General features: G+C 72.6%; 25 protein-coding genes and 1 riboswitch. Of the genes, 13 read left to right on the top strand and 12 right to left on the bottom strand.

All coding sequences use genetic code 11. The features are described 5' to 3' along the window. The first annotated feature begins 190 nt into the window (after positions 1 to 190). Positions 191 to 2,062, top strand: a complete 1,872-nt coding sequence (locus tag ACH4DZ_RS39985; protein WP_398293915.1) for a glycoside hydrolase family 15 protein — start codon at positions 191 to 193, stop codon at positions 2,060 to 2,062. 5 nt (positions 2,063 to 2,067) lie between these two features. After that, positions 2,068 to 2,823: an SDR family oxidoreductase gene (locus tag ACH4DZ_RS39980; protein WP_398293913.1), complete on the top strand. Its 756-nt coding sequence runs from the start codon at positions 2,068 to 2,070 to the stop codon at positions 2,821 to 2,823. A 305-nt stretch (positions 2,824 to 3,128) separates the two neighbouring features. Here ACH4DZ_RS39980 and amaP read toward each other — a convergent pair whose 3' ends face one another. The 5 genes from amaP to ACH4DZ_RS39955 are packed head-to-tail and all read right to left on the bottom strand — an operon-like array spanning position 3,129 to position 5,445. Next, entirely contained in the window at positions 3,129 to 3,707 is a 579-nt protein-coding gene (gene amaP, locus ACH4DZ_RS39975) for an alkaline shock response membrane anchor protein AmaP (protein WP_398293911.1), read from the bottom strand. 5 nt (positions 3,708 to 3,712) lie between these two features. Then, positions 3,713 to 4,387, bottom strand: coding sequence for a DUF6286 domain-containing protein (locus ACH4DZ_RS39970; protein ID WP_398293909.1), 675 nt, complete (start codon positions 4,385 to 4,387; stop codon positions 3,713 to 3,715). After that, entirely contained in the window at positions 4,384 to 4,728 is a 345-nt protein-coding gene (locus ACH4DZ_RS39965) for a hypothetical protein (protein WP_398293908.1), read from the bottom strand. Before ACH4DZ_RS39965 ends, ACH4DZ_RS39970 begins: the two co-directional genes overlap by 4 nt. Before the next feature lie 5 nt (positions 4,729 to 4,733). Further along, positions 4,734 to 4,928 carry a hypothetical protein gene (locus ACH4DZ_RS39960; protein WP_398293906.1) on the bottom strand — a complete coding sequence of 65 codons (195 nt, stop codon included), beginning with the start codon at positions 4,926 to 4,928 and terminating at the stop codon, positions 4,734 to 4,736. A 22-nt stretch (positions 4,929 to 4,950) separates the two neighbouring features. Further along, positions 4,951 to 5,445, bottom strand: coding sequence for an Asp23/Gls24 family envelope stress response protein (locus ACH4DZ_RS39955; protein ID WP_398293904.1), 495 nt, complete (start codon positions 5,443 to 5,445; stop codon positions 4,951 to 4,953). 87 nt (positions 5,446 to 5,532) lie between these two features. Here ACH4DZ_RS39955 and ACH4DZ_RS39950 point away from each other — a divergent pair, with 87 nt between their 5' ends. Beyond that, positions 5,533 to 6,249 (top strand): nucleopolyhedrovirus P10 family protein, encoded by a 717-nt coding sequence (locus tag ACH4DZ_RS39950; protein ID WP_398293902.1) that lies wholly within the window; start codon positions 5,533 to 5,535, stop codon positions 6,247 to 6,249. A 175-nt stretch (positions 6,250 to 6,424) separates the two neighbouring features. On the opposite strand, the gene ACH4DZ_RS39945 is transcribed toward ACH4DZ_RS39950, so the two are convergent. The 3 genes from ACH4DZ_RS39945 to ACH4DZ_RS39935 form a co-directional block, all read right to left on the bottom strand. Then, positions 6,425 to 7,216, bottom strand: a complete 792-nt coding sequence (locus ACH4DZ_RS39945; RefSeq protein ID WP_398293900.1) for an enoyl-CoA hydratase/isomerase family protein — start codon at positions 7,214 to 7,216, stop codon at positions 6,425 to 6,427. Positions 7,217 to 7,349: 133 nt separating this feature from the next. After that, positions 7,350 to 7,571 (bottom strand): helix-turn-helix domain-containing protein, encoded by a 222-nt coding sequence (locus tag ACH4DZ_RS39940; RefSeq protein ID WP_006143370.1) that lies wholly within the window; start codon positions 7,569 to 7,571, stop codon positions 7,350 to 7,352. Between the two features lie 413 nt (positions 7,572 to 7,984). Next, positions 7,985 to 9,583, bottom strand: a complete 1,599-nt coding sequence (locus ACH4DZ_RS39935; RefSeq protein ID WP_398293898.1) for an ABC-F family ATP-binding cassette domain-containing protein — start codon at positions 9,581 to 9,583, stop codon at positions 7,985 to 7,987. Between the two features lie 327 nt (positions 9,584 to 9,910). Between ACH4DZ_RS39935 and ACH4DZ_RS39930 the strand changes: the two genes are divergently transcribed. Both ACH4DZ_RS39930 and ACH4DZ_RS39925 read left to right on the top strand, forming a co-directional pair. Continuing rightward, positions 9,911 to 10,801, top strand: coding sequence for a neutral zinc metallopeptidase (locus ACH4DZ_RS39930; RefSeq protein ID WP_398293896.1), 891 nt, complete (start codon positions 9,911 to 9,913; stop codon positions 10,799 to 10,801). Between the two features lie 139 nt (positions 10,802 to 10,940). Next, entirely contained in the window at positions 10,941 to 11,354 is a 414-nt protein-coding gene (locus ACH4DZ_RS39925) for a VOC family protein (RefSeq protein ID WP_398293894.1), read from the top strand. Between the two features lie 43 nt (positions 11,355 to 11,397). On the opposite strand, the gene ACH4DZ_RS39920 is transcribed toward ACH4DZ_RS39925, so the two are convergent. From ACH4DZ_RS39920 to ACH4DZ_RS39910, 3 genes are all read right to left on the bottom strand, one after another. After that, complete coding sequence (locus ACH4DZ_RS39920) at positions 11,398 to 12,867, bottom strand: hypothetical protein (protein ID WP_398293892.1); 1,470 nt, start codon at positions 12,865 to 12,867, stop codon at positions 11,398 to 11,400. Between the two features lie 157 nt (positions 12,868 to 13,024). Beyond that, positions 13,025 to 14,161, bottom strand: a complete 1,137-nt coding sequence (locus tag ACH4DZ_RS39915; protein WP_398293890.1) for an alpha/beta hydrolase — start codon at positions 14,159 to 14,161, stop codon at positions 13,025 to 13,027. Between the two features lie 253 nt (positions 14,162 to 14,414). Continuing rightward, entirely contained in the window at positions 14,415 to 15,122 is a 708-nt protein-coding gene (locus tag ACH4DZ_RS39910; RefSeq protein ID WP_398293888.1) for a class II aldolase/adducin family protein, read from the bottom strand. Positions 15,123 to 15,244: 122 nt separating this feature from the next. Here ACH4DZ_RS39910 and ACH4DZ_RS39905 point away from each other — a divergent pair, with 122 nt between their 5' ends. The 8 genes from ACH4DZ_RS39905 to ACH4DZ_RS39870 all read left to right on the top strand — a co-directional run bounded on the left by ACH4DZ_RS39905 (position 15,245) and on the right by ACH4DZ_RS39870 (position 24,962). Then, positions 15,245 to 15,988, top strand: a complete 744-nt coding sequence (locus tag ACH4DZ_RS39905) for a lysozyme (protein WP_398293886.1) — start codon at positions 15,245 to 15,247, stop codon at positions 15,986 to 15,988. 197 nt (positions 15,989 to 16,185) lie between these two features. After that, positions 16,186 to 17,421 (top strand): anion permease, encoded by a 1,236-nt coding sequence (locus ACH4DZ_RS39900; protein WP_398293884.1) that lies wholly within the window; start codon positions 16,186 to 16,188, stop codon positions 17,419 to 17,421. Positions 17,422 to 17,433: 12 nt separating this feature from the next. Next, a complete protein-coding gene (locus tag ACH4DZ_RS39895; protein WP_398293882.1) occupies positions 17,434 to 17,655 on the top strand; it encodes a hypothetical protein in 222 nt (73 codons plus the stop codon). Positions 17,656 to 17,842: 187 nt separating this feature from the next. Then, positions 17,843 to 17,976: riboswitch (cobalamin riboswitch) on the top strand. Between the two features lie 121 nt (positions 17,977 to 18,097). Beyond that, positions 18,098 to 19,102, top strand: coding sequence for a cobalamin biosynthesis protein (locus tag ACH4DZ_RS39890; RefSeq protein WP_398293881.1), 1,005 nt, complete (start codon positions 18,098 to 18,100; stop codon positions 19,100 to 19,102). Next, positions 19,099 to 20,643: a cobyric acid synthase gene (locus ACH4DZ_RS39885; RefSeq protein WP_398293879.1), complete on the top strand. Its 1,545-nt coding sequence runs from the start codon at positions 19,099 to 19,101 to the stop codon at positions 20,641 to 20,643. The genes ACH4DZ_RS39890 and ACH4DZ_RS39885 overlap by 4 nt, the downstream gene beginning before the upstream one ends. 61 nt (positions 20,644 to 20,704) lie before the next feature. After that, positions 20,705 to 22,816, top strand: a complete 2,112-nt coding sequence (locus tag ACH4DZ_RS39880; protein WP_398293877.1) for a putative cobaltochelatase — start codon at positions 20,705 to 20,707, stop codon at positions 22,814 to 22,816. Next, positions 22,816 to 23,415 (top strand): cob(I)yrinic acid a,c-diamide adenosyltransferase, encoded by a 600-nt coding sequence (gene cobO / locus ACH4DZ_RS39875; RefSeq protein WP_398293874.1) that lies wholly within the window; start codon positions 22,816 to 22,818, stop codon positions 23,413 to 23,415. The genes ACH4DZ_RS39880 and cobO overlap by 1 nt, the downstream gene beginning before the upstream one ends. After that, the gene (locus ACH4DZ_RS39870) at positions 23,415 to 24,962 is read left to right on the top strand and encodes a cobyrinate a,c-diamide synthase (RefSeq protein WP_398293872.1); all 1,548 of its coding nucleotides are present in this window, start codon (positions 23,415 to 23,417) and stop codon (positions 24,960 to 24,962) included. The genes cobO and ACH4DZ_RS39870 overlap by 1 nt, the downstream gene beginning before the upstream one ends. Before the next feature lie 38 nt (positions 24,963 to 25,000). Here the strand turns inward: ACH4DZ_RS39870 and ACH4DZ_RS39865 are convergent, their stop codons facing one another. Further along, positions 25,001 to 25,729, bottom strand: coding sequence for a ZIP family metal transporter (locus tag ACH4DZ_RS39865; RefSeq protein WP_398293870.1), 729 nt, complete (start codon positions 25,727 to 25,729; stop codon positions 25,001 to 25,003). Positions 25,730 to 25,801 lie beyond the last annotated feature (72 nt).

Genomic DNA, 25,801 nt, shown 5'->3' with positions numbered 1-25,801 from the left:
CGCGCCTCTAAAGAGGCCCGGGCACCCGCGCGTCTTCGGCTGCGCGACCAACCGCGCGCTTTTTTGGGGGCGCGCGGAACTGCGCGACCAGCCCCCACCGGGCCCGCACCCGAAACACGCCCCCGGCAGGGGGACCTGGCGAGTCGCCCCACAAAGGTTGATCGCCGGATCCCAAGGGAACCCGCACAACGTGCACCCTTCCATCGAGGACTACGCGCTCATCGGCGACCACCAGACCGCCGCCCTGGTCGGGCGGGACGGATCGATCGACTGGCTCTGCCTGCCCCGGTTCGACTCGGCCGCCTGCTTCGCGAAACTGCTGGGCGACGACGACAACGGACACTGGCGGATAGCGCCGAAGGGATCGGCCGCCTGCACCCAGCGGGCGTACCGACCCGACACGCTCGTGCTCGACACGGAGTGGGACACCGAGGACGGCTCGGTACGCGTCACCGACCTGATGCCCCAGCGCGACCGCGCCCCCGATGTCGTACGGATCATCGAGGGCCTCAAGGGCCGCGTCACCGTGCGCAGCACCCTGCGGCTGCGCTTCGACTACGGCTCGGTCGTCCCGTGGGTGCGCAGGTCCGACGGCCACCGGGTGGCCGTGGCGGGCCCCGACTCGGCGTGGCTGCGCAGCGAACCCGAGGTCCACACCTGGGGCGAGGACTTCGGTACGCACTCGGAGTTCACGGTCGCCGAGGGCGAGAAGGTCGCCTTCGTCCTGACCTGGCACCCCTCGCACGAGCCGCGCCCCGACCTCGTCGACCCCTTCGAGGCGCTGCGGCACAGCGTCGACGACTGGCGGGCCTGGGCCGACCGCTGCCGCTACGACGGACCGCACCGCGACGCGGTCGTCCGTTCCCTGATCACCCTCAAGGCCCTCACGTACGCGCCGAGCGGCGGTATCGTCGCGGCCCCCACGACCTCGCTCCCCGAGGAGATCGGCGGCGTCCGCAACTGGGACTACCGCTACTGCTGGCTGCGGGACTCCACACTCGCGCTGGGCGCGCTGCTCGCGTGCGGCTACCAGGAGGAGGCGGAGGCCTGGCGCAACTGGCTGCTGCGCGCGGTCGCGGGCGATCCGGCGGACCTGCAGATCATGTACGGGCTGGCGGGCGAGCGGCGGATCCCCGAGTACGAACTGGCGTGGCTGCCCGGGTTCCAGGGCTCGGCGCCGGTGCGGATCGGCAACGACGCCGTACGGCAGCTGCAGCTCGACGTGTACGGCGAGGTGATCGACTCCCTCACGCTGGCGCAGCACGCGGGGCTGCCGGCCGAACCGGACATGTGGCGTCTCCACCAGGCCATGATGGACTTCCTGCACACGGCGTGGCGCAAGCCCGACGAGGGGCTGTGGGAGGTGCGCGGGCCGCGCCGCCACTTCGTGCACTCGAAGGTGATGGCGTGGGTCGCCGCCGACCGCACGGTACGCACCCTGGAGGAGAACCCCGAGCTGGACGGCGACATCGACAAGTGGCGCGCGATGCGGGACGAGGTGCACCGAGAGGTGTGCGAACGCGGCTTCGACCCCGAGCGGAACACGTTCACGCAGTCCTACGGCTCCCGTGAACTGGACGCCGCGCTGCTGCTCATCCCCCGCCTCGGTTTTCTGCCGCCGGGCGACCCGCGCGTGGTCGGCACGGTCGACGCGGTGCGCTCGGAACTCGCCCGCGACGGCTTCGTACACCGCTACGACGCGTCCCTCGACGGCTCGGGCCCGCACGGCTCGGAGCCGTCCGGCTCGGACCTCAAGGATGTCGACGGGCTGCCCGGCGGCGAGGGCTCCTTCCTCGTCTGCTCGTTCTGGCTGGCGGACGCGCTGCATCTGACGGGCCGTACGAAGGAGGCCCTCGACCTGTTCGAGCGGCTGGTCGCGCTCCGCAACGACGTGGGACTGCTGGCGGAGGAGTACGACCCCGTGGCCGGACACCAGCTCGGCAACTTTCCGCAGGCGTTCAGCCACATCGGTCTGGTGGGCACCGCCCTCGCGCTGTTCGACGACGAGGGGAAGACCGGAGTGCCCGAGGGGGACGAGGCTGGGGCGGACGAGGCAGGATAGGAGCCATGGATCTTGGACTGAAGGACCGCGTCTACGTCGTCACCGGAGCAACGCGCGGCCTGGGTCACGCCTCCGCGCGTGAACTCGTCGCCGACGGCGCGAAGGTGATCGTCACCGGGCGCGACGAGAGGACGGTGGCCGAGGCGGCGACGGCGCTCGGCCCGAACGCCCACGGGGTGGCCGTGGACAACGCCGACCCCTCGGCGCCGGCGAGCCTGATCGCGGCCGCCCGCGAGCGGTTCGGCGGCTTCGACGGCATCCTGATCAGCGTCGGCGGTCCGGCGCCCGGCTTCGTCGCCGACAACACCGACGAGCAGTGGCAGGCGGCGTTCGAGTCCGTCTTCCTCGGCGCGGTGCGGCTGGCGCGGGCGGCTGCCGCCGAGCTGGGCGAGGGTGGGGTCATCGGCTTCGTGCTGTCCGGTTCGGTGCACGAGCCGATCGCGGGGCTGACCATCTCCAACGGGCTGCGGCCCGGGCTGGCCGGGTTCGCCAAGTCCCTCTCCGACGAGCTGGGTCCGCGCGGGATCCGGGTGGTCGGGGTGCTGCCTGCCCGGATCGACACGGATCGCGTGCGCGAGCTGGACGGGTACTCGGCCGATCCTGAGGCCACTCGGGCGGCCAATGAGGCGCGGATTCCGTTGCGGCGGTATGGGAGGCCGGAGGAGTTCGGGCGGACCGCCGCGTTTCTGTTGTCGCCCGCGGCGTCCTATCTGACGGGGATCATGGTGCCGGTGGATGGCGGGGCCCGGAACGGGTTCTGATCCCGGGGATCCGCGCTCGCGACTGCGGGTCGTGTGGTCACTGCGGGTCGGTGGGGGCTTGGCGCGCCGTTCCCCGCGCCCCTGAAAGACCAGCCGCGGGTCAGTTTTGTCGCTGCGGCCCGGTGGGGGCTTGGCGCGCCGTTCCCCGCGCCCCTGAAAGACCAGCCGCGGGTCGGTTTTGTCGCTGCGGCCCGGTGGGGGCTTGGCGCGCCGTTCCCCGCGCCCCCTGAAAGACCGGCCGCGGGTCGGTGGGGGCTTGGTGCGGTGCTGGAAGGTCGGCCGCGGCCGAAGAGGCGGGGGGCGGGTCAGTTGACTCGTTCTGCGGGGTGTTTCGCCGCGCGTAGGTGTGCCTCGGCCGGGAGTGACGTGAGGCCGGCCGAGTCCCTGGCGTGGGCGAGTGACTGCGTGGTCAGGCGAGTCAGGGTTTCGGCGGGGGCGGCGTGCGGTTCCAGCAACAGGCGGACCCGCGCCTCGGGAGCGCTGCGCCGACCGATGAGCGACGCCCGCGCACCCCGTACCCCTTCCAACGCGCCCGCCTCGGCGGCCAGTACGTCCTCCAGGGCCCGGCCCCGCAGGAGCGCGCCCTCGCCGTCGCTGGTGTCGACCAGCACCTCGGCGAGGCGGCGCCGGCGCAGCACCGCCGTCAGCCACCACAGGGCGAGCAGCACGGCCACCGTCAGCGCGGCGATGACGGCGGGCCACCACCAGCCGTCGGCCCGCCATCGCGCCCGGTCGGCGTCGCTCAGCAGCACGTCGTGCCGGCCGTCGTGGATCCACCACGAGGGCGGGTCCGCACCGAGGCCCACGGCGAGCACGGAGCCGCCGAGCACGACCAGGAGCAGACCCGCGAGGCCCAGCAGGACCCGGTTCACGATTTTCAGCACTCCGTTCACCCCTTCCGGCCCGGCCGGGCCACATGCACCGACAGCGCGGGCCGTCGGGCGAGGCCGAGCCCTCTGACGCCGTCGGCGAGCGTGGCGTCCAGATCGGCGCGTACGTCGTCGAGTTCTCGGAAGTGCGAGACCGCGCGGACGTCGGCCTTCCCGCGCCCCATACGGACCCGGACGGACTGCACGCCGGACACCTCCATGGCCCGGTCGCGCAGCACCGTCGCGGCGGCGTTCCGGTGCAGTCCGGCCCGTACGTCCGGGTGGGCGCGCCGCATCGTGAGGATGTAGCGCAGTCCCGGGGTCGCGGCGAGGACGAGCAGCCACAGGCCCAGGGCGGTCGCGACCCCGGCGCCGACGAGCACCCAGGTGTCGTCCAGGGGCCGCTCGGCGAGTTCCCGGGCCAGGGACCTGCGCCAGTGCATGGCCGGCCGGTCGGCGCGGACGGCCACGACGTCGTACAGCAGGAGACCCGCGGCGGCCAGGACCAGCAGCGCGAGGAGGCCCGCGGGGACGCGGCGGGCCGACCAGAACCGGCCGTTGCCGTCCTCGGCGCCGTCGAGGGTCGGCAGGGGTGTGTAGTCGGCGGCGGAGGTGGACTGGCCGAGTTCGTTCTCGGCGTCCTTCTCGATGACGGGCTGCTGTCGGGTGCTCCCGGAGCCCTGGGGCTCGCTCATTGCGTCCTCCCCTGTGCCGCGCCGCGCGTCTGCGCGGAGTGCAGTCGCTCCACCTGGACGGCGACCTCGGGAACTTTCATTCCCGCCAACGCCTCTACCCGCTGAGCGACTTGGCGACGCACGGCACCGCACCGGCCGCCGATGTCACAGGGGTAGCCGAGTTCGAGACTGACGCTGACGCGGGCGTGGTCCTGGTGGACGACGACCGTGGCGTGCGGGGGCACCGCGCCGGGAGGCAGCACGTCGAGCGCCTCACGGGCCGCCTGCGCGGCGATCTTCGCTACGACCCGGTCGGCGATCTTCGTGGCGCCCCGCTCGCCCGGCTCGACGGCCTCGGACACGCGCGTCACCGCCGGCGGTCGTCGCGGGTACCGCGGGACCGGAAGAAGTCACCGGGGTCCAGGTCCCCCTCAAGGAAACGGCCCGCGACGAAGCCGATGGCGCCCAGCGCGGCCACCAGGAGGAACGCGCCGAAGCCACCGAAGTACCCGGCGAATCCCAGCGCCATTCCGGCGATCATGCCGATCACGGCCATGCTCATGGTGCGCTCCTCAGCAGATCGGTCACTGGAGCCGGTTCTCCGGTTCCTCGTCCTCTTCCTCCGGCAGCTTGACGTCGCTGACCGCGATGTTGACCTCGACGACCTCAAGGCCCGTCATGCGCTCGACGGCCGCGATGACGTTCTCCCGTACGTCGCGGGCGACATCGGCGATGGACACGCCGTAGTCGACGACGATCTCCAGGTCGAGCGCGGTCTGCACCTCACCGACCTCGGCCTTCACACCGCGCGTGACGGACTTCGCGCCACCGCCCGGCACCCGGTCGCGTACGGCGCCGAAGGTCCGCGAGATCCCGCTGCCCATGGCATGCACACCGAGGACGTCCCGGGCGGCGAGTCCGGCGATCTTCTCGACGACCCCGTCGGCGATGGTGGTACGCCCCCGGGTCGACGGATCGCCGCCGCCGCGCTTGCTCACGGCGCTCTTGCGCACCTGCTGCTGGTCCGGCTGCTCGGCCTCCGCGCCTTCCGGCCGATTGCGCTGAGTCGTGTCGCTCATCGCCGTGCATCCCCTTTCGGTGGGCTTCTTCGCCCACATTAAGACGGGTTGCCGAGTCGCGCGCCAGGGATACGGCAGGCTGGGGCGATGACGGCGGACCGATGGACGCAAGCAGTACGGCAACAGCTCGGCCTGGGCAGACTGCTGCCGTTGGGCGGCCCGGGTGACGGCGCGTGGATCACGGAGGCGGCGGCCGTCGCCGTACTGCGCCGGGGGGTACGCCCTGTGCCGGGTGTACGCCTCGGTTCCCTGCGCCTCGCCCTCGCCGACCCGGACAGCGCGTCCGAGCCCGCCGTGCCCCCGCCGCCGAGCGCGCTGCCGCCCGGTCCGCTGCGCATCGACGCGGAGTTCGCGGCTACGCCGAGCGAGCCCCTGCCCGTGGCCGCGTCGCGTCTCCGCACGGCCCTCATCGCGACGGCGACGGACGCACTCGGTCTGACGGTCACGGAGGTGGACCTACGGGTGACGGGCCTGCTGGAGGAGGGCGAGGGCACGCCGGAACCGGCCGGCTCCGATCCCGCGCACACCGCCGGACCGCGCCCCTCCCCCGGCACGGACGAGTCCCGCGTGGCCGCAGCCGCACTCGGCGTCCCGGGCGTGACAGCTCTGACGGGCAAGGCGCGCATCACCGAACTCCCCAGCGAGACGGCGCTCCCCCGCCGCCATGTCCAGGTGGAGATCGCGGTGGACACGACCGGGCGCACGCTGGACACGACCAGAACGGTCCGCGCGACCCTCACGAAGTCACTCCCGGACCACCCGTCGACAGCGGTACTGGTGACGGCCGTGACTCCGGGCCCTTAGAGGCCCCGTCAGGGGCGCGAGGAACTGCGCGACCAGCCCCCACCGGACCCGCACACGCCCCCGACCCGCGGCCCCAGCCCCTCAAGGGGCGCGGGGAACTGCGCGACCAGCCCCCACGCACCCGCACACGCCCCCGACCCGCGGACCCCACCCCCCGGGGACGAGGCGCGCGCCCTCAGTCGGAAAGCCCCGCGAGATCCCGCAACCGCCGCCCCTGAGCCCCCCGCTCGGCAACCCGCTGCTCCTCATACGTACGACCCAGCGCACCCTGGAGCAGTGCCTTGGTCTCGACAAGCGCGTCCCGCGGCGCGGTCAACAGCGCGGCGGCCAGTTCACCCACCGTGTCGTCGAGCTGATCGACGGGCACGGCGATGTTCGCGAGCCCGGCCCGCTGCGCCTCCTCCGCCTGCACGAACCGCCCCGTCGCACAGATCTCCAGCGCACGGGCGTAACCGACGAGCCCCACCAGCGGATGCGTGCCCGTCAGGTCGGGGACGAGGCCCAGGCCGGTCTCGCGCATGGCGAACTGCACGTCGTCGGCGACGACGCGCAGGTCACAGGCGAGCGCGAGCTGGAAGCCCGCACCGATGGCGTGTCCCTGCACAGCTGCGACGGACACGATGTCGCTCCGCCGCCACCAGGTGAAACCCTCCTGGTACTCGGCGATGGCCGCGTCGAGTTCGGCGTCGGAACCGCGTGCGAGATCGATGAAGGACGGCTCGCCGTCGAAGCCCTCGGGCGTGAACGCCTGCCGGTCGAGCCCCGCGGAGAAGGACTTGCCTTCGGCGCGCAGCACGACGACCCGGACGGTGCCCGGCAGCAGCCGGCCGGCCTCGGCCAGCGCCCGCCACAGGGCGGGGCTCTGCGCGTTGCGCTTGGCCGGGTTGGTCAGCGTCACCGTGGCGATCGCGTCGTCGACGGTGAGCCGTACGCCGTCCTTGTCGAGCAGCGAGTCGAACGAAGCCATGAGGGCGCCTCCGATGGGTGCGGTCAGCGGGGGTGCCGTACGGGCACACCCTTAAGTGACTGCACAGTAACCACCCGGGCGGTCAAGAGACCGACCGGGTGGTCACCATCGGAGAACGAGGAGCCGTCCGGCGTCAGGCCGACGCGGACTTCTTGCCTCGCGTCGCTCCGCCACGCCCACGAAGCGTGACGCCCGACTCACTGAGCATCCGGTGCACGAAGCCATACGAGCGGCCGGTCTCCTCGGCCAGTGCCCGAATGCTCGCACCGGAGTCGTACTTCTTCTTCAGGTCTGCCGCGAGCTTGTCGCGCGCGGCGCCGGTTACCCGGCTGCCCTTCTTCAGAGTCTCGGCCACCCGTGCCTCCTCAGCGGAAGTGCGCTCTGGACTTCTCATGATCACCCCTCATGAGCGTCCTGGCCACCCATTCGGCAAGGTCGATGGGACGAGCTTGCGCTGTGGAAGCCCGTCACCATGAGCGGAATCCCGCATTCCATCCGCCTCTCGTCCGGACCACCGAACGAGTTCACGGACGAAGGGCCAGGTCAGCGACGCACGACGGCCGGGCCTTCGAGGACGAAGGGCCCGGCCGGGAAATGCGTGTAGGACACACCTCGGTACGAGGAGATCTCACTCAGATGATGGATCACGGATCGGCCGAATGATCCATACGAAGTGGATCAGCCAGTGGATCAGCGAGTGGATCAGTCAAACGATCAACCAACGCGGCCCGCTCGACGGACCGCCCGGCCGACCACTCGACGGACCGCTCAGGCGAGGGCCACCAGGTCCGCGTAATCGGCACCCCACAGGTCCTCGACGCCGTCGGGCAGCAGGATGATCCGCTCCGGCTGGAGCGCCTGGACGGCTCCCTCGTCGTGAGTGACGAGGACGACGGCGCCCTTGTAGGTGCGCAGCGCGCCGAGGATCTCCTCGCGGCTGGCCGGGTCGAGGTTGTTCGTCGGCTCGTCGAGGAGCAGGACGTTCGCGGACGACACCACGAGGGTGGCGAGCGCGAGACGGGTCTTCTCGCCGCCGGAGAGGACGGAGGCCGGCTTGTCGACGTCGTCGCCGGAGAACAGGAACGAGCCGAGCGTCTTGCGGACCTGGACGAGGTCGAGGTCGGGGGCGGCGGAGCGCATGTTCTCCAGGACCGTGCGCTGGGGGTCGAGGGTCTCGTGCTCCTGCGCGTAGTAGCCGAGCTTGAGGCCGTGGCCCTCGATGATCTGGCCGGTGTCGGGCTTCTCCGCGCCGCCGAGGAGACGGAGCAGGGTCGTCTTGCCCGCGCCGTTCAGGCCGAGGATGACGACGCGGGAGCCCTTGTCGATGGCCAGGTCGACGTCGGTGAAGATCTCCAGGGAGCCGTACGACTTGGACAGGCCCTCCGCCATCAGCGGGGTCTTGCCGCAGGGGGACGGGTCGGGGAAGCGCAGCTTGGCGACCTTGTCGGACTTCCGCTCGGCCTCCAGACCCGCGAGGAGCTTGTCGGCCCGCTTGGCCATGTTCTGCGCGGCGACGGTCTTGGTGGCCTTGGCGCGCATCTTGTCGGCCTGCGAGTGCAGGGCGGTCGCCTTCTTCTCGGCGTTCTGCCGCTCGCGCTTGCGGCGCTTCTCGTCGGCCTCGCGCTGCTGCTGGTACAGCCTCCAGCCCATGTTGTAGACGTCGATCTGGGCGCGGTTGGCGTCCAGGTAGAACACCTTGTTGACGACCGTCTCGACCAGGTCGACGTCGTGGGAGATCACGATGAAGCCGCCGCGGTACGTCTTCAGGTAGTCCCGCAGCCAGACGATGGAGTCGGCGTCGAGGTGGTTCGTGGGCTCGTCGAGGAGCAGGGTGTCCGCGTCCGAGAAGAGGATGCGGGCCAGCTCGATACGGCGGCGCTGACCGCCGGAGAGCGTATGGAGGGGCTGGCCGAGCACCCGGTCGGGGAGGTTGAGCGCGGCGGCGATGGTGGCGGCCTCCGCCTCGGCGGCGTACCCGCCCTTGGTGAGGAACTCCGTCTCCTGGCGCTCGTACTGCCGCATCGCCTTCTCGCGGGTGGCGCCCGAACCGCTGGCGATGCGCTGCTCGTTCTCGCGCATCTTGCGGATCAGGGTGTCCAGGCCGCGCGCGGACAGGACGCGGTCGCCGGCCAGCATGTCGAGGTCGCCGGTGCGCGGGTCCTGCGGGAGGTAGCCGACCTCGCCGGAGCGGGCGACGGTGCCCGCGGCGGGGGTGCCCTCACCTGCGAGGACCTTCGTGAGGGTGGTCTTGCCCGCGCCGTTGCGGCCGACCAGGCCGATGCGGTCGCCCTTGGCGATGCGGAAGGTGGCGGACTCGATGAGCAGGCGGGCGCCGGCACGCAGTTCGATACCGGAAGCGGAAATCACGGACAGACTCCTGGGCAGGGTTGTTGACGGGGTGGGCGGCTGAGGGCGTTCACGCCGTCTAATGCACGAGGAGAATGGCCATGGGCCAAGTCTAACGGGGCGATGCAAGGACTTTTTCTGTGTGCGGGTGTTCGGGGGTGTGACGCTCATTGCCCCGTGGCGGCCGTGCCGCGCCCCGCCCGGCCCGTCGTGGGGCGCCCTCGTCCGTCCCCCGTTCGGCCCGCCGCCCGGCGCCGCGCTCCGGAGAGCGGGCGAGGATGGCGCCAGGGGCGACGCGGTACCGGAGCGGCGACCCCGCAGGTCCCGTCCGCGGAGGGTGGAGCGCCCATGCAGTTCGACGACGACGCCGGCCTGGACACCTCCGAGGTGCAGGATGTGCGCGGCAGCCGGATCCCCGGCGGCAGGGCGACGGTGGGCGGCGGCGTCGCCGGTCTGATCGCCCTCCTGCTGGGTCTCTTCCTCGGCGTCGGGCCCGACCAACTGGGCCTCTCCGCCGGGGACGAGGAACCCGGGGCGAGCGCCTCGTCCCTCGCCGAGGTCCAGCAGACCTGCCGTACCGGACGGGACGCGAACACCAAGGAGGACTGCCGCATCGTGGCGGTCGTCAACAGCGTCCAGGATTTCTGGGCGCAGGAGTTCGAGCGCCGCGGCGGTACGTACACGCGGTCGCCGACCGTCTTCTTCAGCGACCGGGTCGGTACGGCCTGTGGGACGGCGACCTCGGCGGTCGGGCCCTTCTACTGCCCGGGTGACCGGAAGGTCTATCTGGACCTGGGCTTCTTCGAGGAACTGCGGACCGCGTTCGGCTCCAGTGGCGGGCCCTTCGCGCAGGCGTACGTGGTGGCGCACGAGTACGGGCACCACGTGCAGGACCTGACGGGGACCCTGGACCGTTCCCAGGACGGGCGGACCGGCGCGAACAGCAACGCGGTGCGGGTGGAGTTGCAGGCCGACTGCCATGCGGGCGTCTGGGCGCACCACGCGACGACCACGAAGGACGAGTCGACGGGCCGACCGCTGATCACCGGCCTCACGGAGGCCGACATCCGCGACGGGATGGACGCGGCGGCGGCCGTGGGCGACGACCGGATCCAGGAGCGGTTCCAGGGCCGGGTGACACCGGAGGCCTGGACGCACGGGTCGGCCGCCCAGCGGCAGCAGTGGTTCCACCAGGGCTACCGCACCGGGGACATGGCCCGCTGCGACACCTTCCGCTGAGTACTCGGGCACGCTCCCGGCTGTCCGACGGGCGTTCACGGGCTGTTGTCAGTGCCGGGTGCCAGACTGTGGGGCAGGTCACATTCAGGTGCTGTCCCAGTGGTGGGGCAGGACAGCGGGACCGGAAGGAGTGATCGGCATGGCCGGCACGGACAGCGGACGCCCGAGCATCTACCCGACGCTGCTGTACGCGGACGCGAAATCCGCGATCAGGCAGCTCGCGGAGGCCTTCGGCTTCACCGAGGCATCGGTCTACGAGGACGAGGAGGGCAAGGTGGTGCACGCCGAGCTGGTGCAGGGCAACGGCGCGGTGATGCTGGGCTCCAAGGGCACCGGCAGCCGCTTCGACGAGGCCATGAAGAGCGCGGGCCCCACCGGGGTGTACGTCGTCGTGGACGACGTGGACGCACACCACCAGCGGGCCGTGGACCACGGGGCGGACATCCTGATGCCCCCGACGGACCAGGACTACGGCTCACGGGACTACATGGCCCGGGACATCGAGGGCAACATCTGGAGCTTCGGCACGTACGCCCCGGAGACCAGGGTCTGAGCCCGCCCCCGGACCACTGTCGTGTCTGGTGCCGCGGCAGGCCCTAGCCCCCTCGGTGGACCTGGAAGGCGGCGCGGCGGACGGCCTTGGCGAGGGCCGGGTCGGGGTGGGCGGCGGCCAGCGCGACCAGGACCTGCACGGTGCGGGGGTGGCCGACCGCGCGCACCTCGTCGAGGAGCGCGGGGACGGTCGGCTGCACCGCGGACTCCAGGTGCCGTACGAGGAGCGGGGCCTCGCCGTGGTCGGCGACGGCCGCGGCGGTGTCGACCCACAGCCAGGTGGCCTCCTCGCGGGTGAGCACCAGGTGGGCGTCCTCGGGGTCGTGTCCGTCGTGCTCGGCGAGCCACAGCAGGGCGTACGGGCGCAAGGGGGTCTCGTCCGCCACCGCGCGGACGTCCGGTTCGGCGGGGGCGCCGACCACGCGCAGGGCCTCGAAGGCCAGCCCGCGCGACAGGGCGTCCTCACCGCGGGCGGCGGCGAGGAGTTCGGTGACGGCGCTGCCGACGGGGCGGGCGGCGAGCCAGGCGCGGTACTCGGCGCGGGCCGCGTTCGGTCTGAGCTGGGCGCAGCCGCGGAGCATGTCCTCGGCGCCCTGTTCGATGTTCCCGGCGGGGCTCTGCGCGGCCACGCAGATCTGCTCCAGCTTGACCCACACGGCCCAGCTGCCCAGCGGGGTGAGCGTGGCCTGGCCGTCGGCGCAGGTGAGGGCGCCCACGGCGGCGAGGGCGTGCAGCGCCCAGTCGAGAAGGGGGGCGAGCGGGGTGTCCTCGGCCGGGCTCGCCGAGCTCTCGACGGGGCCGGGCTGCGGACCGTAGGGGATCTCGCAGCGTTCGGTGCGCAGTTCCGTGACGCGTTGCTCCAGCAGGTCGAGGAGTTGCGGAACGGGGACGGGGCCCGCGGACAGCTGGAGGAAGGAGAGCACCTGCGGCATCGCCGAGACGACCTCGGCGACGGTGGCGGGCTCGCGTCCGTCGGGACCGGGGTGGGCGATCGACCAGGCGTCGAAGAAGGCGACCCAGCCGCGGAGTACGGCGCTGTCGTCGCGGTTCCAGGCGCGCAGGCGCCAGCCGGGGCGCGCGGTGTCGCCGTGCACCTCGATCAGGCCGGCGAGCCGTGCGATGTCCCAGTCCGCCCGTACCTGATCCGGGGTCAGGGACAGACTGGTGGCGGCCTGTTGCGCGACCGCGTCGGAGAGTGTGCCCTTCCCCCCGGAGCCGCCCTTCCCTCCGGAGCCGCCGTTCTCCGCGGAACCGCCGCCGGAGACCGTGCCGTCACGGTCCCGGCGGGGGCCGGTGCCGGGGCTCAGGGTGGCGTCGGCCCAGCGGGCGACCCGGGCCGCGCCGGCGAGCACGGCGCGCGCCATGCGGGCGAGTTCCGCCGGTGCCGGTGTGCCCTCCGGTGGGCGGGGGGCAGGCCGGCGGGCGGGCCTCTGGGTCATCGCTCGGGGGGCGGCGGCCAGGGTTCGCGGGCGGACGAGTCGGAGCCTGGAGTCGCGCGGGATACGGGACGTCACGGGAGCAGTCTTCCGGTTGACGGTCCGAAAACCCAAACGGAATGCCACAGGAGGCCACAGAGGCGGTCCGCGCGCCGGGCCCGGCAGGCACTGTGAGGGGGATCCGGCCACTGGTACAGGGTTAAACGGAAGCTTCCCCGCCGGGGCGGGAGGGCGGCTACATCAGCGGGGTGAGAAAGCGGCGGAGGGCCTCTTCGTAACCGGCCGGGTCGGCGTTCCACATGGCGCCGTGCGGGGCGTCGCGGACCGTGTGGAGGGTGACGAGGTCGGGGCGGCGGTCCGCGAGGCGGCGGGAGGGCCCCCAGGGGGCGACGGTGTCGTCGGGGCCGTGCAGGACGAGGGTGGGCACCTTGAGCCGTACCGGGTCGGCGGAGCCCTCGACGCGGCCGCTGACGAGGCCCGTGCGGCCCTGGGCGGCGCGGACGGCCAGCGGCAGCAGGGCGCCGGGGGTGCGGCGGGCGGTGGCGAGGGCTCGCAGGGTGGTCTCCCAGCTGAGGACCGGCGAGTCCAGGACGAGCCCGGAGATCCGCTCGCGGAGCGCGGAGTGCTCGGCGGCGCGCAGCGCCATGGTGGCGCCGGTCGACCAGCCGTGCAGGACGACCCGTTCGGCGCCGTACCGCACGGCGAAGCGGATGGCGGCGTCCAGGTCGCGCCACTCGGTCTCGCCGAGGTAGTTCAGGCCGGCCGGGGGCCGCGGTGCGCCGGCGTCCCCGCGATAGGCGAGGCCGAGGACGGGAAAGGCCTGGCGGTGCAGGAACTCCATGACGTTCATGGGGTGTTCGCGAGTGGTGCCCAGGCCGTGCACGGTGATCACCCAGGTGTCACGGGCGGCGGGCACGAACCAGGCGGGCAGGGTGCCCAGTTCTCCGGGGATGTCCACGTCGGTGAAAGGGAGGCCGAGGGCGGTGCCCGGGTCGCCGACGTGCACGCCGGGCGTGAACCACACCTTGTCGCCGGGTTTCAGCGTGCCTCGGGTGACGCGCTCCAGACGGCGCACCACCGTGTCGGCGGTGTGCGCGGCCCCGGCCAGGAGCGGGCCGACGACGGCGTGGCCGCCGTCGCCGCCGAGGCCGTACACGCCCGGGCGCCGGGAGGCGAGGGCGCGGGTCAGGGCGATCTGGCCCGCGGCCGTGGCGTGCACGGTCAGGCGGGGTTCGGTGGGCAGCGGCCGACCCGGCGCCGCCTTCAGGGCGGCGTCGCCGGCGAAGCGGCCGGCGGCGATACCGGCCGCGCCGGCCACGGCCACGGTGAGGGCGGTGGTGAGGGCTGCCGTCGTCGGCTTCACGGTGCGCACGGGTCCAGTCTCCTGACGGAGCCCGCCGTCGGCCAGTGGAAGGTCGGCGCGGGTGGGTCCGGCGTCCGCCGCGCGGGTGTGCCGCGGCCACGGCCGACGGGGCCTCTGTCCACGGCCGCGTACGGCCGGGCCGATGGCGGCCCCGGCCGGCCGGGCTCGCGTGTACGGCCCCGTCCGGCGAGGGCTGTGCGTACCGCCACGGACCGCCGGACCTGTGCGTGTACGGCCGCGTACGGACGCGTACGGCCCGATGTCACGGCTGGCCGTACCCCTCCAGTCGCTCGCCCGCCCGCGCCACCTGGTCCTCGGTCAGCAGGGTGGGCGTGAGGCCCGGAACGGACGACGCGGTGAGCCACACCCGGCACATCCATTCGAGCTGGGCGGTGCGGTCGTAGGCCTGGTCGAGGGTGGCGCCGTGGGCGAGGGTGCCGTGGTTCTGCAGGAGGCAGGCCGTGCGGTCCCGCAGGGCCCGGAGCATGTTCTCGGCCAACTCCTCCGTGCCGTAGGTGGCGTAGGGCGCGACACGGACGGGCCCGCCGAGGGCGGCCGACATGTAGTGGACGAGGGGCAGCTCGGCGACGAGGGTCGAGACGGCCGTGGCGTGCACGGCGTGGGTGTGCACGACGGCACGCGCGTCCGTGGAGCAGTAGACCGCGAGATGCATGGGCAGTTCGCTGGTCGGAACGAGTGAACCGAGCACGCGCCGGCCGTCCAGGGACACCCCGCAGACATCCTCGGGCGTCAGCCGGTCGTACGGGACCCCGGTCGGCGTGACCAGGACGGTGTCGCCCACGCGCACGGACACGTTGCCCGACGTGCCGACGACCAGACCGTCGGACACCGTCCGGCGGGCCGTGGCCACGAGGTCGCCCCACGCCCGCTCCAGCGCCACCCCCGGCCGGGACGCGCCCGCCCTCCCGGCGCCTTGTCCGTCTCCTGTGTCCCGCCGCTGCTCAGCCATGCCGTGATCCTGCCAGCCGCCCGGCCCTGCTCCGTTCGGGCGAGAGCACTGCAGGGCGGCGCCCACACGTCCGAAAGATGATGAACAGGTATTTCACGTACGTCGCCATTCCGGGGGAAAACATGGCCAGTCATCGCGCATCGTCCCGTCGGCGTGCCCGTCTCGTCGCCGCTTCCGTGGCGACGCTGGCGCTCGGCGGCACCGCACTCGTCGAGGTGCCGGCCACGGCCGCCGGCAAGCCCAAGGGGCACGACGTGTCCTCGCACCAGAAGAACGTGAACTGGTCGAGCGCGAAGAGCAGAGGCGCCGCATTCGTCTACGTGAAGGCCACCGAGTCGCACACGTACCGCAACCCGTACTTCGCTCAGCAGTACGACGGCGCGCGCAACGCGGGCATCGTCCGTGGCGCGTACCACTTCGCGCTGCCGCACACGTCGTCGGGCACCGAGCAGGCCGCCTATTTCGTGCGCAACGGCGGCGGCTGGCGGGCGGACGGCTGGACGCTGCCGCCCGCGCTGGACATCGAGTACAACCCGTACGACAAGAAGAAGAAGTGCTACGGGCTGAGCAGGAGCGGCATGGTCGACTGGATCAGGGCCTTCAGCGACGAGGTGAAGCGGCAGACCGGCCGCCGGCCCGTGATCTACACCAACTACACCTGGTGGAAGACCTGCACGGGCAACAGCGCCGCCTTCGCCTCGAACCATCCGCTGTGGCTCGCCCGCTACAGCGGATCCGCGGGGTCGCTGCCCTCGGGCTGGAAATTCTGGACGTTCTGGCAGTACGACAACAGCGGCAGCCTGCCGGGTGACCAGAATCTCTTCAACGGTTCGCTGTCCCGGCTGAAGACCTTCGCGAGGGGATGACCGGGGTAGCGGACCCCTGGATTCCGCCTCTGTTCGAGAATGTGCCGGGACTTTCGAGTGCCGTCGCCGCCACTTCGACACAAGCGGAGTGGCGGCACCTCGATTGGGTCACCCCACCGCCCGACTCAGTTCATCTTCCGTTCACCCAGGTTGCTTACGTTCCCCATGCCACTGTCGTCCAACAGAAGCCTGGGTAAATGGAACACATCACGCTCCTCCTCGGAATCGTGATCGTTACCGCTCTCGTGTTCGATTTCACGAACGGTTTCCACGACACTGCCAACGCGATGGCGACGACCATCTCGACCGGCGCCCTCAAGCCCAAGACGGCGGTGGCCATGTCCGCCGTGCTGAACCTCGTCGGTGCGTTCCTCTCCGTGGAGGTCGCCAAGACGATCTCCGGCGGCCTCATCAACGAAGAGGGGATCCGCACCGAGGTGATCTTCGCGGCGCTCGTCGGCGCCATTCTGTGGAATCTGCTGACCTGGCTCCTGGGTCTGCCCTCCAGTTCGTCCCACGCGCTCTTCGGCGGCCTGATCGGCGCCGCGGTGATGTCGGCGGGCTGGTCCTCGGTGAACGGCTCGACCGTGATCACCAAGGTCCTCCTCCCCGCGATCGCCGCGCCCGTGGTGGCCGGACTCGCCGCGATGCTCGCCACCCGGCTGACGTACCGGATCAGCCGCGGAGCCGGTGAGAAGGCGACCTCCAAGGGCTACCGCGCGGGTCAGATCACCTCCGCGGGCCTGGTCTCGCTGGCCCACGGCACGAACGACGCGCAGAAGACCATGGGCATCATCACCCTGGCCCTGGTCACCGGCGGGGTGCTCGCGCCCGGCTCGAACCCTCCCCTGTGGGTCATCGTCTCGGCCGGTATCGCCATCGCGCTCGGCACCTACCTGGGCGGCTGGCGCATCATCCGCACCATGGGCAAGGGCCTCACCGACCTCGCGCCGCCGCAGGGCTTCGCCGCCCAGACCAGCGCCGCGACGGTCATCCTGGCCTCCTCGCACCTCGGCTTCTCCCTCTCGACCACCCAGTCCTGCTCCGGCGCCGTGATGGGTTCGGGCCTGGGCCGCAAGGGCGGTGTCGTCCGCTGGTCGACCGCGACGCGCATGTTCATCGCCTGGGGCCTCACGCTCCCCGCCGCCGGTCTGGTGGGCGCGGGCGCCGAGTTCCTGACCAAGCAGGGCACCTGGGGCATCGTCCTCACCGGCGCGCTGCTGATCGCCGGCTCCGCGGTCATCTGGACGCTGTCCCGCCGCCAGCCCGTCACCGTCGACAACGTCAACGACGACCACGAGCCCGCGGGCGTCGTGACCACCGCGATCGCCGCCGTCACCCCGCCTCCCGCGGGTCCGGTCGTCCCGGCCATCGACCTCAAGACCACCATCCCGGGCCCGGACGCCGAGCCCGCCCGTCCGGCCACGGTGTAAGGAACGAACCGTATGAAGATCGACTGGGCAGCCCTCGGCTCCGTGTTCGGAGTCAGCCTCATCTCCACCGTCGCCCTCGTGGGCCTCTTCACCCTCGGCATCGTCGGCCTCACCAAGCGCGAGTCGGCCGCCGCACAGGGTGGCTCCGCGACCCTCGCGGTCACCGGCGCGTACGCCTGCTTCGCCGCCTGCGCGGCGGCCGTGGCGTACGGGATCTATCTGATCGTCGCCTGACCGGTACGGCCGTCGGGCCGTACGCCCGCAGTGTCACCGTCCGCCCTGCCGGAGCCGCCTCGTCCGCGGTCCCGGCAGGGCGGTCGCACGTCCGCGGCAAACCGGTCCGCGGGGCGGGCCCGTCGGTGGATGTGGGTCTCAGCACACTCTCCCGTCGCAGGTCAACAGCAAGTTGACGGGTGTTCTCGGACCGTGGTGGACTGCCGAGGCCATGTACGTCGGCAGAAGAGGAAGCCGGTGCGAATCCGGCGCGGTCCCGCCACTGTCACCGGGGAATCGATCCCCCGGGAGCCAGGAACTCTCGCCGTCGGTCTCGTCGAACCAGGGCGTGGACACCCTGAGTGAGGACATATCGCCATGTGCGCCCACCTGTTGTGGACCAGTGTGCCCGGGCCCGGGCCCGGTACGAGGGTCTCGCCTCGCGTGACGGCGGGCTGAACCGATGCGAGCCGATCGCGTCTTCGCGTACGGCGCCGCCGTCGGCCTCCTCGGTGACCTGCTGCTCGGCGATCCCCGCCGGGGGCATCCGGTCGCCGCGTTCGGCCGGGCCGCGGGAACCGTCGAGCGGGCCCTGTGGCGCGACCACCGGGGATGGGGGGCGCTGCACACCGCGGTGTGCGCGGGCGGCGCCGTCTCCCTCGCCGTGGCCGCCAGGCGTTCCGTACGTACCTCCCCCGTCGCCTCCGTCGTCCTGACCGCGGCGGCCACCTGGGCGGTGGTCGGGGGGACCTCGCTCGGGCGTGAGGCCCGGGCCGTCGGCGGGGCGCTGGCCGCCGGGGACATCGAGGTGGCCCGTGAGCGGCTGCCGCATCTGTGCGGGCGCGACCCGCAGGCCCTGGACGCCGACGGGATCGCCCGCGCGGTGGTCGAGTCGGTCGCCGAGAACACCTCCGACGCCGTCGTGGGCGCCCTGGTGTGGGGCGCGGTCGCGGACGTGCCCGGGCTGGTCGGGTTCCGGGCCGTCAACACCCTGGACGCCATGGTCGGGCACAAGTCGACCCGCCACCGGCGGTACGGGTGGGCCTCCGCACGGCTCGACGACGTGGTGGGGTGGCCCGGGGCGCGCCTGACCGCGGTCCTCGCCGCCGTCGCCGGGGGGAATCCACGTGGGGCGGTCACCGCCTGGCGCGCCGACGCCGGCAAGCATCCGAGTCCCAACGCCGGGCCCGTGGAGGCCTCGTTCGCGGGTGCGCTCGGGGTACGGCTCGGCGGCACGCTCTCGTACGCGGGACGGGTCGAACATCGGCCCGTGCTCAACGGTCCGGGGCGGGCCGTGCGGGTCGAGGACATCGAGCGGGCCGTCCGGCTCTCGCGACGGGTGAGCCTCCTCGCGCTGGGCGCGAGTGTCGCCGGGCGGCTGCTCGTCACCTCCCTCGTCACCTCGCTCACCACGTCACACGCCGGGCCGCTCGCCAAGTCACCTGTCACGAAAGGGCGTACGTCATGAGCGGGGGAACGGGCGGGAGGCCGGGCGGCGGACCGGGCGGCGGGCTCCTCGTCGCCGGTACCACCTCCGACGCGGGCAAGAGCGTCGTGACCGCCGGCATCTGCCGGTGGCTGGTGCGCCGGGGCGTCAAGGTCGCGCCGTTCAAGGCGCAGAACATGTCGCTGAACTCGTTCGTGACGCGGGAGGGCGCGGAGATCGGGCGTGCGCAGGCCATGCAGGCGCAGGCCGCCCGCGTGGAGCCCTCCGTGCTCATGAACCCCGTCCTGCTCAAGCCGGGCGGTGACCGCAGCAGCCAGGTCGTCCTGATGGGCAAGCCCGTGGGCGAGCTGAGCGCGCGCGGCTATCACGGCGGCCGTCAGGAGGCGCTGCTCGGGACCGTGCTGGACTGTCTGGCCGAGTTGCGGGGCACGTATGACGCGGTGATCTGTGAGGGGGCGGGCAGTCCCGCCGAGATCAACCTGCGGCGCACCGACATCGTGAACATGGGGATCGCGCGGGGCGCGCGGCTGCCCGTCCTCGTGGTGGGGGACATCGACCGCGGCGGGGTCTTCGCCTCGTTCTTCGGGACGGTGGCCCTGCTGTCGCGCGAGGACCAGGAGCTGGTCGCCGGGTTCCTCGTCAACAAGTTCCGCGGGGACGTCTCCCTGCTCGAACCCGGCGTCGACATGCTGCACGGGCTCACCGGGCGGCACACCTACGGCATCCTGCCCTTCCGGCACGGGCTCGGCATCGACGAGGAGGACGGGCTCCGAGTGTCCCTGCGGGGCTCGGTGCGCGAGTCCGAGGTCTCCTCCCCCGTCGGTGAGGACATCCTGCGGGTCGCCGTCTGCGCGATCCCCCTGATGTCCAACTTCACGGACCTGGACGCCCTCGCCGCCGAACCGGGCGTCGTCGTGCGGTTCGTGGACCGCGCCGAGGAACTCGTCGACGCCGACCTGGTCGTCGTACCCGGCACCCGGGGCACGGTCCGGGCCCTGGAGTGGCTGCGGCGGCGCGGCCTCGCGGACGCCCTGGTGCGCAGGGCCGCCGAAGGGCGCCCCGTGCTGGGCATCTGCGGCGGCTTCCAGCTCCTCGGCGAACACATCGAGGACGAGGTCGAGTCGGGGGCCGGCGCCGTCGACGGCCTCGGACTCCTCCCGGTACGCGTGCGGTTCGCACGGGAGAAGACCCTCACCCGCCCCGTCGGCGAGGCTCTCGGCGAACCCGTCCAGGGGTACGAGATCCATCACGGGGTCGCCCATGTGCACGGCGGCGAACCCTTCCTGGACGGCTGCCGGGTCGGCGAGGTCTGGGGGACGCACTGGCACGGTTCGCTGGAGTCGGACGGCTTCCGGCGTGCCTTCCTGCGCGAGGTGGCGGCCGCGGCGGGGCGGCGCTTCGTACCGGCCGCCGACACCTCGTTCGAGGGGCTGCGCGAGGAGCAGCTCGACCGGCTGGGCGATCTGATCGAGGAACACGCGGACACGGACGCGCTGTGGCGGCTCATCGAGTCCGGCGCACCGGCCGGACTGCCTTTCATCCCACCGGGAGCGCCCGTATGAGCCTGCGCGAGGGCCGCCTTAGCCACGAAGTCCGTTTGGGCTATTTGGAGGACGACAACCAGTGAGTACCCCGTTCCCGTTCACGGCCGTGGTCGGTCAGGACGACCTGCGCCTGGCACTGCTGCTGAACGCCGTCTCCCCCGCGGTGGGCGGTGTGCTCGTCCGCGGCGAGAAGGGCACCGCCAAGTCCACGGCCGTGCGCGCGCTCTCGGCGCTCATGCCGCAGGTCGACGTCGTCCCCGGCTGCCGGTTCTCCTGTGCGCCGGACGCCCCCGATCCGGCCTGCCCGGACGGCCCCCACGAGGTGGGCCCGGGCACGCCCCGTCCTGCCCGGATGGTCGAACTGCCCGTCGGCGCCTCCGAGGACCGCCTCGTCGGCGCGCTCGACATCGAACGGGCGCTCTCGGAGGGCGTGAAGGCCTTCGAGCCCGGCCTGCTGGCCGACGCCCACCGCGGACTCCTGTACGTGGACGAGGTCAACCTCCTCCACGACCACCTGGTCGACCTGCTCCTCGACGCGGCGGCGATGGGTGCCTCGTACGTGGAGCGCGAGGGCGTCTCCGTACGGCATGCCGCGCGGTTCCTGCTCGTCGGGACCATGAACCCCGAAGAGGGCGAACTGCGGCCGCAGTTGCTCGACCGGTTCGGGCTCACCGTCGAGGTGGCGGCCTCGCGCGACCCCGACCAGCGGGTGGAGGTCGTACGGCGGCGGCTCGCGTACGACGACGACCCGGAGGGGTTCGCGACGCGCTGGGCCGACGAGGAGTCCGACGTACGGGCGCGGATCGTGGCCGCGCGGGAGCTGCTGCCGTCGGTGCGGCTCGGCGACGGCGCGCTGCGGCAGATCGCGGCGACCTGCGCCGCGTTCGAGGTGGACGGCATGCGGGCCGACATCGTGATGGCCAGGACCGCCACCGCGCTGGCCGCCTGGGCGGGACGGACCGACGTGCTCGCCGAGGACGTACGGCAGGCCGCGCTCCTCGCGCTGCCGCACCGGCGCCGGCGCAATCCCTTCGACGCGCCCGGTCTCGACGAGGACAGGCTCGACGAGACGATGGAGGAGTTCGCGAGCGACGAGGACACCGACGACTCGGGCAGCCCCGAGGACACCGACGGCTCCGGCGACGAGGACCCGGATCCGGACGGGCCCGGTGGCGGTGGCGGGCGCCCCCCGCAGGACGGGCCCGACGACGGCGGCGACAGTAATAGCGGCGACGACGGTTCCGGTGAGGTGCCCGCGCAGGGCGAGGCCCCCGCGAACGAGTCCGAGAACGGCCGGGCACCGTCCCCCGGCGCGGGCGAGCAGTCCCCCGTACGGGCCGCCGAGCCCTTCCGTACGAAGGTGCTGAGCGTGCCCGGTCTTGGCGAGGGAGCGGCCGGGCGGCGCTCGCGGGCCCGGACCGAGCACGGGCGCACCACCGGGGCGCGCCGGCCGCGCGGGGCGCTCACCAAGCTGCATCTGGCCGCGACCGTGCAGGCCGCGGCGCCGCATCAGCGGGCACGGGGACGGTCCGGGCCCGGCCTCGTCGTACGGCGGGACGATCTGCGGCAGGCCACCAGGGAAGGGCGCGAGGGGAACCTCGTGCTGTTCGTCGTGGACGCGTCCGGGTCCATGGCGGCCCGGCAGCGGATGGGCGCCGTGAAGGGAGCGGTGCTGTCCCTGCTCCTCGACGCCTACCAGCGCCGGGACAAGGTGGGGCTCGTGACCTTCCGCGGGTCCGCGGCCGAGGTGGCGCTGCCGCCCACGTCGTCGGTCGACGCGGCCGCGGTGCGGCTGGAGTCGCTGCCCACCGGCGGGCGTACGCCGCTCGCGGCCGGACTGCTGCGGGCGCACGACGTGCTGCGGGTGGAGCGGTTGCGTGATCCGGCCCGGCGCGCGCTGGTCGTGCTGGTGACGGACGGACGGGCCACGGGCGGCCCCGAACCGGTGGCGCTCGCCGGGCGGGCCGCCCGGCTGTTCGCCGCCGACAAGGTCGCGTCCGTCGTCGTCGACTGCGAGTCGGGCCTGGTGCGGCTCGGACTCGCGGGGCAGCTCGCGGGTGAACTCGGCGGTACGGCCGTGACGCTCGACGAGCTGCGGGCCGACTCCATCGCCGGTCTGGTCAGGGATGTGCAGCGCGGCGGCCGGGGCAACAGCCAGGGCAGCCAGGGCAACGGCAGGAAGGCCGCGTAATGCCTCAGGGACAGCCGAGTGTCGTACCGGACGACGGACTGACGACACGTCAGCGACGGAACCGGCCGCTCGTCATGGTGCACACCGGCATCGGGAAGGGAAAGTCCACCGCCGCCTTCGGGCTCGCGCTGCGCGCCTGGAACCAGGGATGGCCGATCGGGGTGTTCCAGTTCGTCAAGTCCGCGAAGTGGAAGGTCGGCGAGGAGAACGCCCTGCGCGTCCTCGGCGCCAGCGGTGAGGGCGGGTCCGTCGACTGGCACAAGATGGGCGAAGGCTGGTCGTGGGTGCAGCGCGACTCCCAGCTGGACAACGAGGAGAAGGCCCGCGAGGGCTGGGAGCAGGTCAAGCGGGACCTGGCCGCCGAGACGTACAAGCTGTACGTGCTCGACGAGTTCGCCTACCCGATGCACTGGGGCTGGGTCGACGTCGACGAGGTCGTGGAGGTGCTGCGGGGCCGGACCGGGACCCAGCACGTGGTCATCACCGGGCGCAACGCTCCCGAGAAGCTGGTCGACTTCGCCGACCTGGTGACCGACATGTCCAAGGTCAAGCATCCGATGGACACCGGTCAGAAGGGGCAGAGGGGCATCGAGTGGTGATGTCCCTCGGTTCCGCCTCGGGAGCGTCCAGCTCCGGGTCCGACTTCGGCTCTGGGTCTGGGGCTGGCTCCGGGTCCGTCCCTCGGTTGGTCGTCGCCGCGCCCGCCTCCGGGAGTGGCAAGACCACCGTGGCGACGGGGCTGATGGCCGCGTTCGCCTCGCGGGGGCTCGCCGTGTCCCCGCACAAGGTGGGGCCGGACTACATCGATCCCGGGTACCACTCGCTCGCCAGCGGGCGGGTGGGGCGCAATCTCGACTCCTACATGTGCGGGCCCGAGTTGATCGCGCCGCTGTTCGCCCATGGGGCGCGCGGGTGTGATCTCGCGGTGGTCGAGGGGGTGATGGGGCTGTTCGACGGGGCTTCCGGGGAAGGGGAGCTGGCCTCCACCGCCCATGTGGCGAAGTTGCTGCGGGCGCCCGTGGTGCTGGTCGTGGACGCGTCCTCGCAGTCCCGGTCGGTGGCCGCGCTCGTGCACGGGTTCGCCTCCTGGGATCCCGGGGTGCGGATCGGCGGGGTGATTCTCAACAAGGTCGCGTCCGATCGGCACGAGGCGCTGTTGCGGGAGGCGATGGATCAGTCCGGGGTGCCGGTGCTGGGCGCTCTGCGGCGGGCCGAGGAGGTGGGTACGCCGTCCCGGCATCTCGGGCTGGTGCCTGTGGCCGAGCGGCGGGCCGAGGCGGTTGCCGCTGTCGCGGCGATGGGGGCGCGGGTGCGGGCCGGGTGTGATCTGGAGGCGCTGTTCGCGTTGGCGCGCAGTGCGGGGGACGTGGGGGGTGGGGCTTGGGATGCGGGTGAGGCGCTGACTTCCTCGCCCCCGCCGCCCCTGCCCGATCCCATCCACGCATGGGGGCCGCGCCCCCTTGCCCCCCGTATCGCGCTTCGCGCTCGTCCTCAAACGCCGGACGGGCTGAGAAACGCTCCGGTCGTCGCCGTCGCCGGGGGGTCTGCCTTCACCTTTTCCTATGCCGAGCAGGCCGAGTTGCTGGCCGCCGCCGGGGCCGACGTCGTCACGTTCGATCCGCTGCGGGACGAGCAGTTGCCGGACGGGACCCGCGGGCTGGTCCTGGGGGGCGGGTTTCCCGAGGTGTTCGGGCCGGAACTGTCCGCCAACGAACCGCTGCGCAAGGCCGTTGCCGCGCTCGCCGAGAGCGGGGCGCCGATCGCGGCCGAGTGCGCGGGGCTGCTCTACCTCTCGCGTGAGCTCGACGGGCTGCCGATGTGCGGGGTCATCGACGCCGAGGCCCGGATGGACGCGCGGCTGACGCTCGGGTACCGCGACGCCGTGGCGGTGTCCGACAGTTCGCTGGCCGAGGCGGGCACCCGGATGCGGGGGCACGAGTTCCACCGGACCGTCGTCGAGCCGGGGGCCGGGGCGACCGCCGCCTGGGGGTTGCGCACTCCCGTGCGGCGGGTCGAGGGATTCGTGCAGCGGGGCGTGCACGCGAGCTATCTGCACACGCACTGGGCGGGCTCGCCCGGTGTCGCCCGCAGGTTCGTGGAGAGGTGTGCCGGGAACGTTGGCGGTGCCGGGAGTACTGGGTCATGAGACCGGCTCCCGGCGCGCTGGGGCCGGTCACCCCTGGCTCACTCGGCGATGCCGACGACCAGCCAGATGAAGGCCACCCCGGCGAGCGTGCACAGCAGTGTGGAGCGGGCGGGGTGTTCGTGGTGGGCCTCGGGGAGGATCTCGGCGGCGGCGAGGTAGAGGAGCGCGCCGCCGAAGAAGCCGAGGTATCCGCCGAGCAGATGCCCGGGAATGGTGAACAGCATCGTCGAGGCGGCACCGATCACGGGGGCCGCGGCGTCCGCGACGAGCATCGCGACCGCCTTGCGGCGGGCGTTCCCGTACAGGGTCGTGATCGTGTACGTGTTGAAGCCGTCCGCGAAGTCGTGGGCGATCACGGCGACCGCCACGGCCGCTCCCATCCCGCCGCCCACCTGGAAGGCCGCGCCGATCGCCACCCCGTCCATGGCGCTGTGGCCGACCATCGCGGCGGCGGCCGTCAGACCCACCTGGGGCGTCCGCCCGTCGTGTTCCCCGCCGCCGTGCGAGGCCTGGCGCACGGCCAGCAGCCGTTCCACCATATGGGCCGCGAGGAAACCGGCCACGAACAGCAGCAGCGCGGCCGGGACGCCGAAGATCTCCTCGCCCGCCGCGTGGAGCGCCTCCGGCAGCAGATCGAGGCCGACGACGCCCAGCATCAGGCCGCCGGCCAGGCCGAGTACGAGGTGGCGGCGGTCTGTGACGCGTTGCGCCGTCCAGCCGCCGGCCAGCGTCATGAGGAACGCGCCGAGCGCGACGAACACCGCCATACGCCCTTGCTATCCGATCAACCGGCCTTCACGCACGTTCGCCGCACTCCGGATGCCTCCCGGCTTGCACGG

The sequence above is a fragment of the Streptomyces sp. NPDC017991 genome, assembly GCF_044328075.1.
Lineage (GTDB): Bacteria > Actinomycetota > Actinomycetes > Streptomycetales > Streptomycetaceae > Streptomyces.
This window is presented reverse-complemented; position numbering and strand designations above follow the sequence as displayed.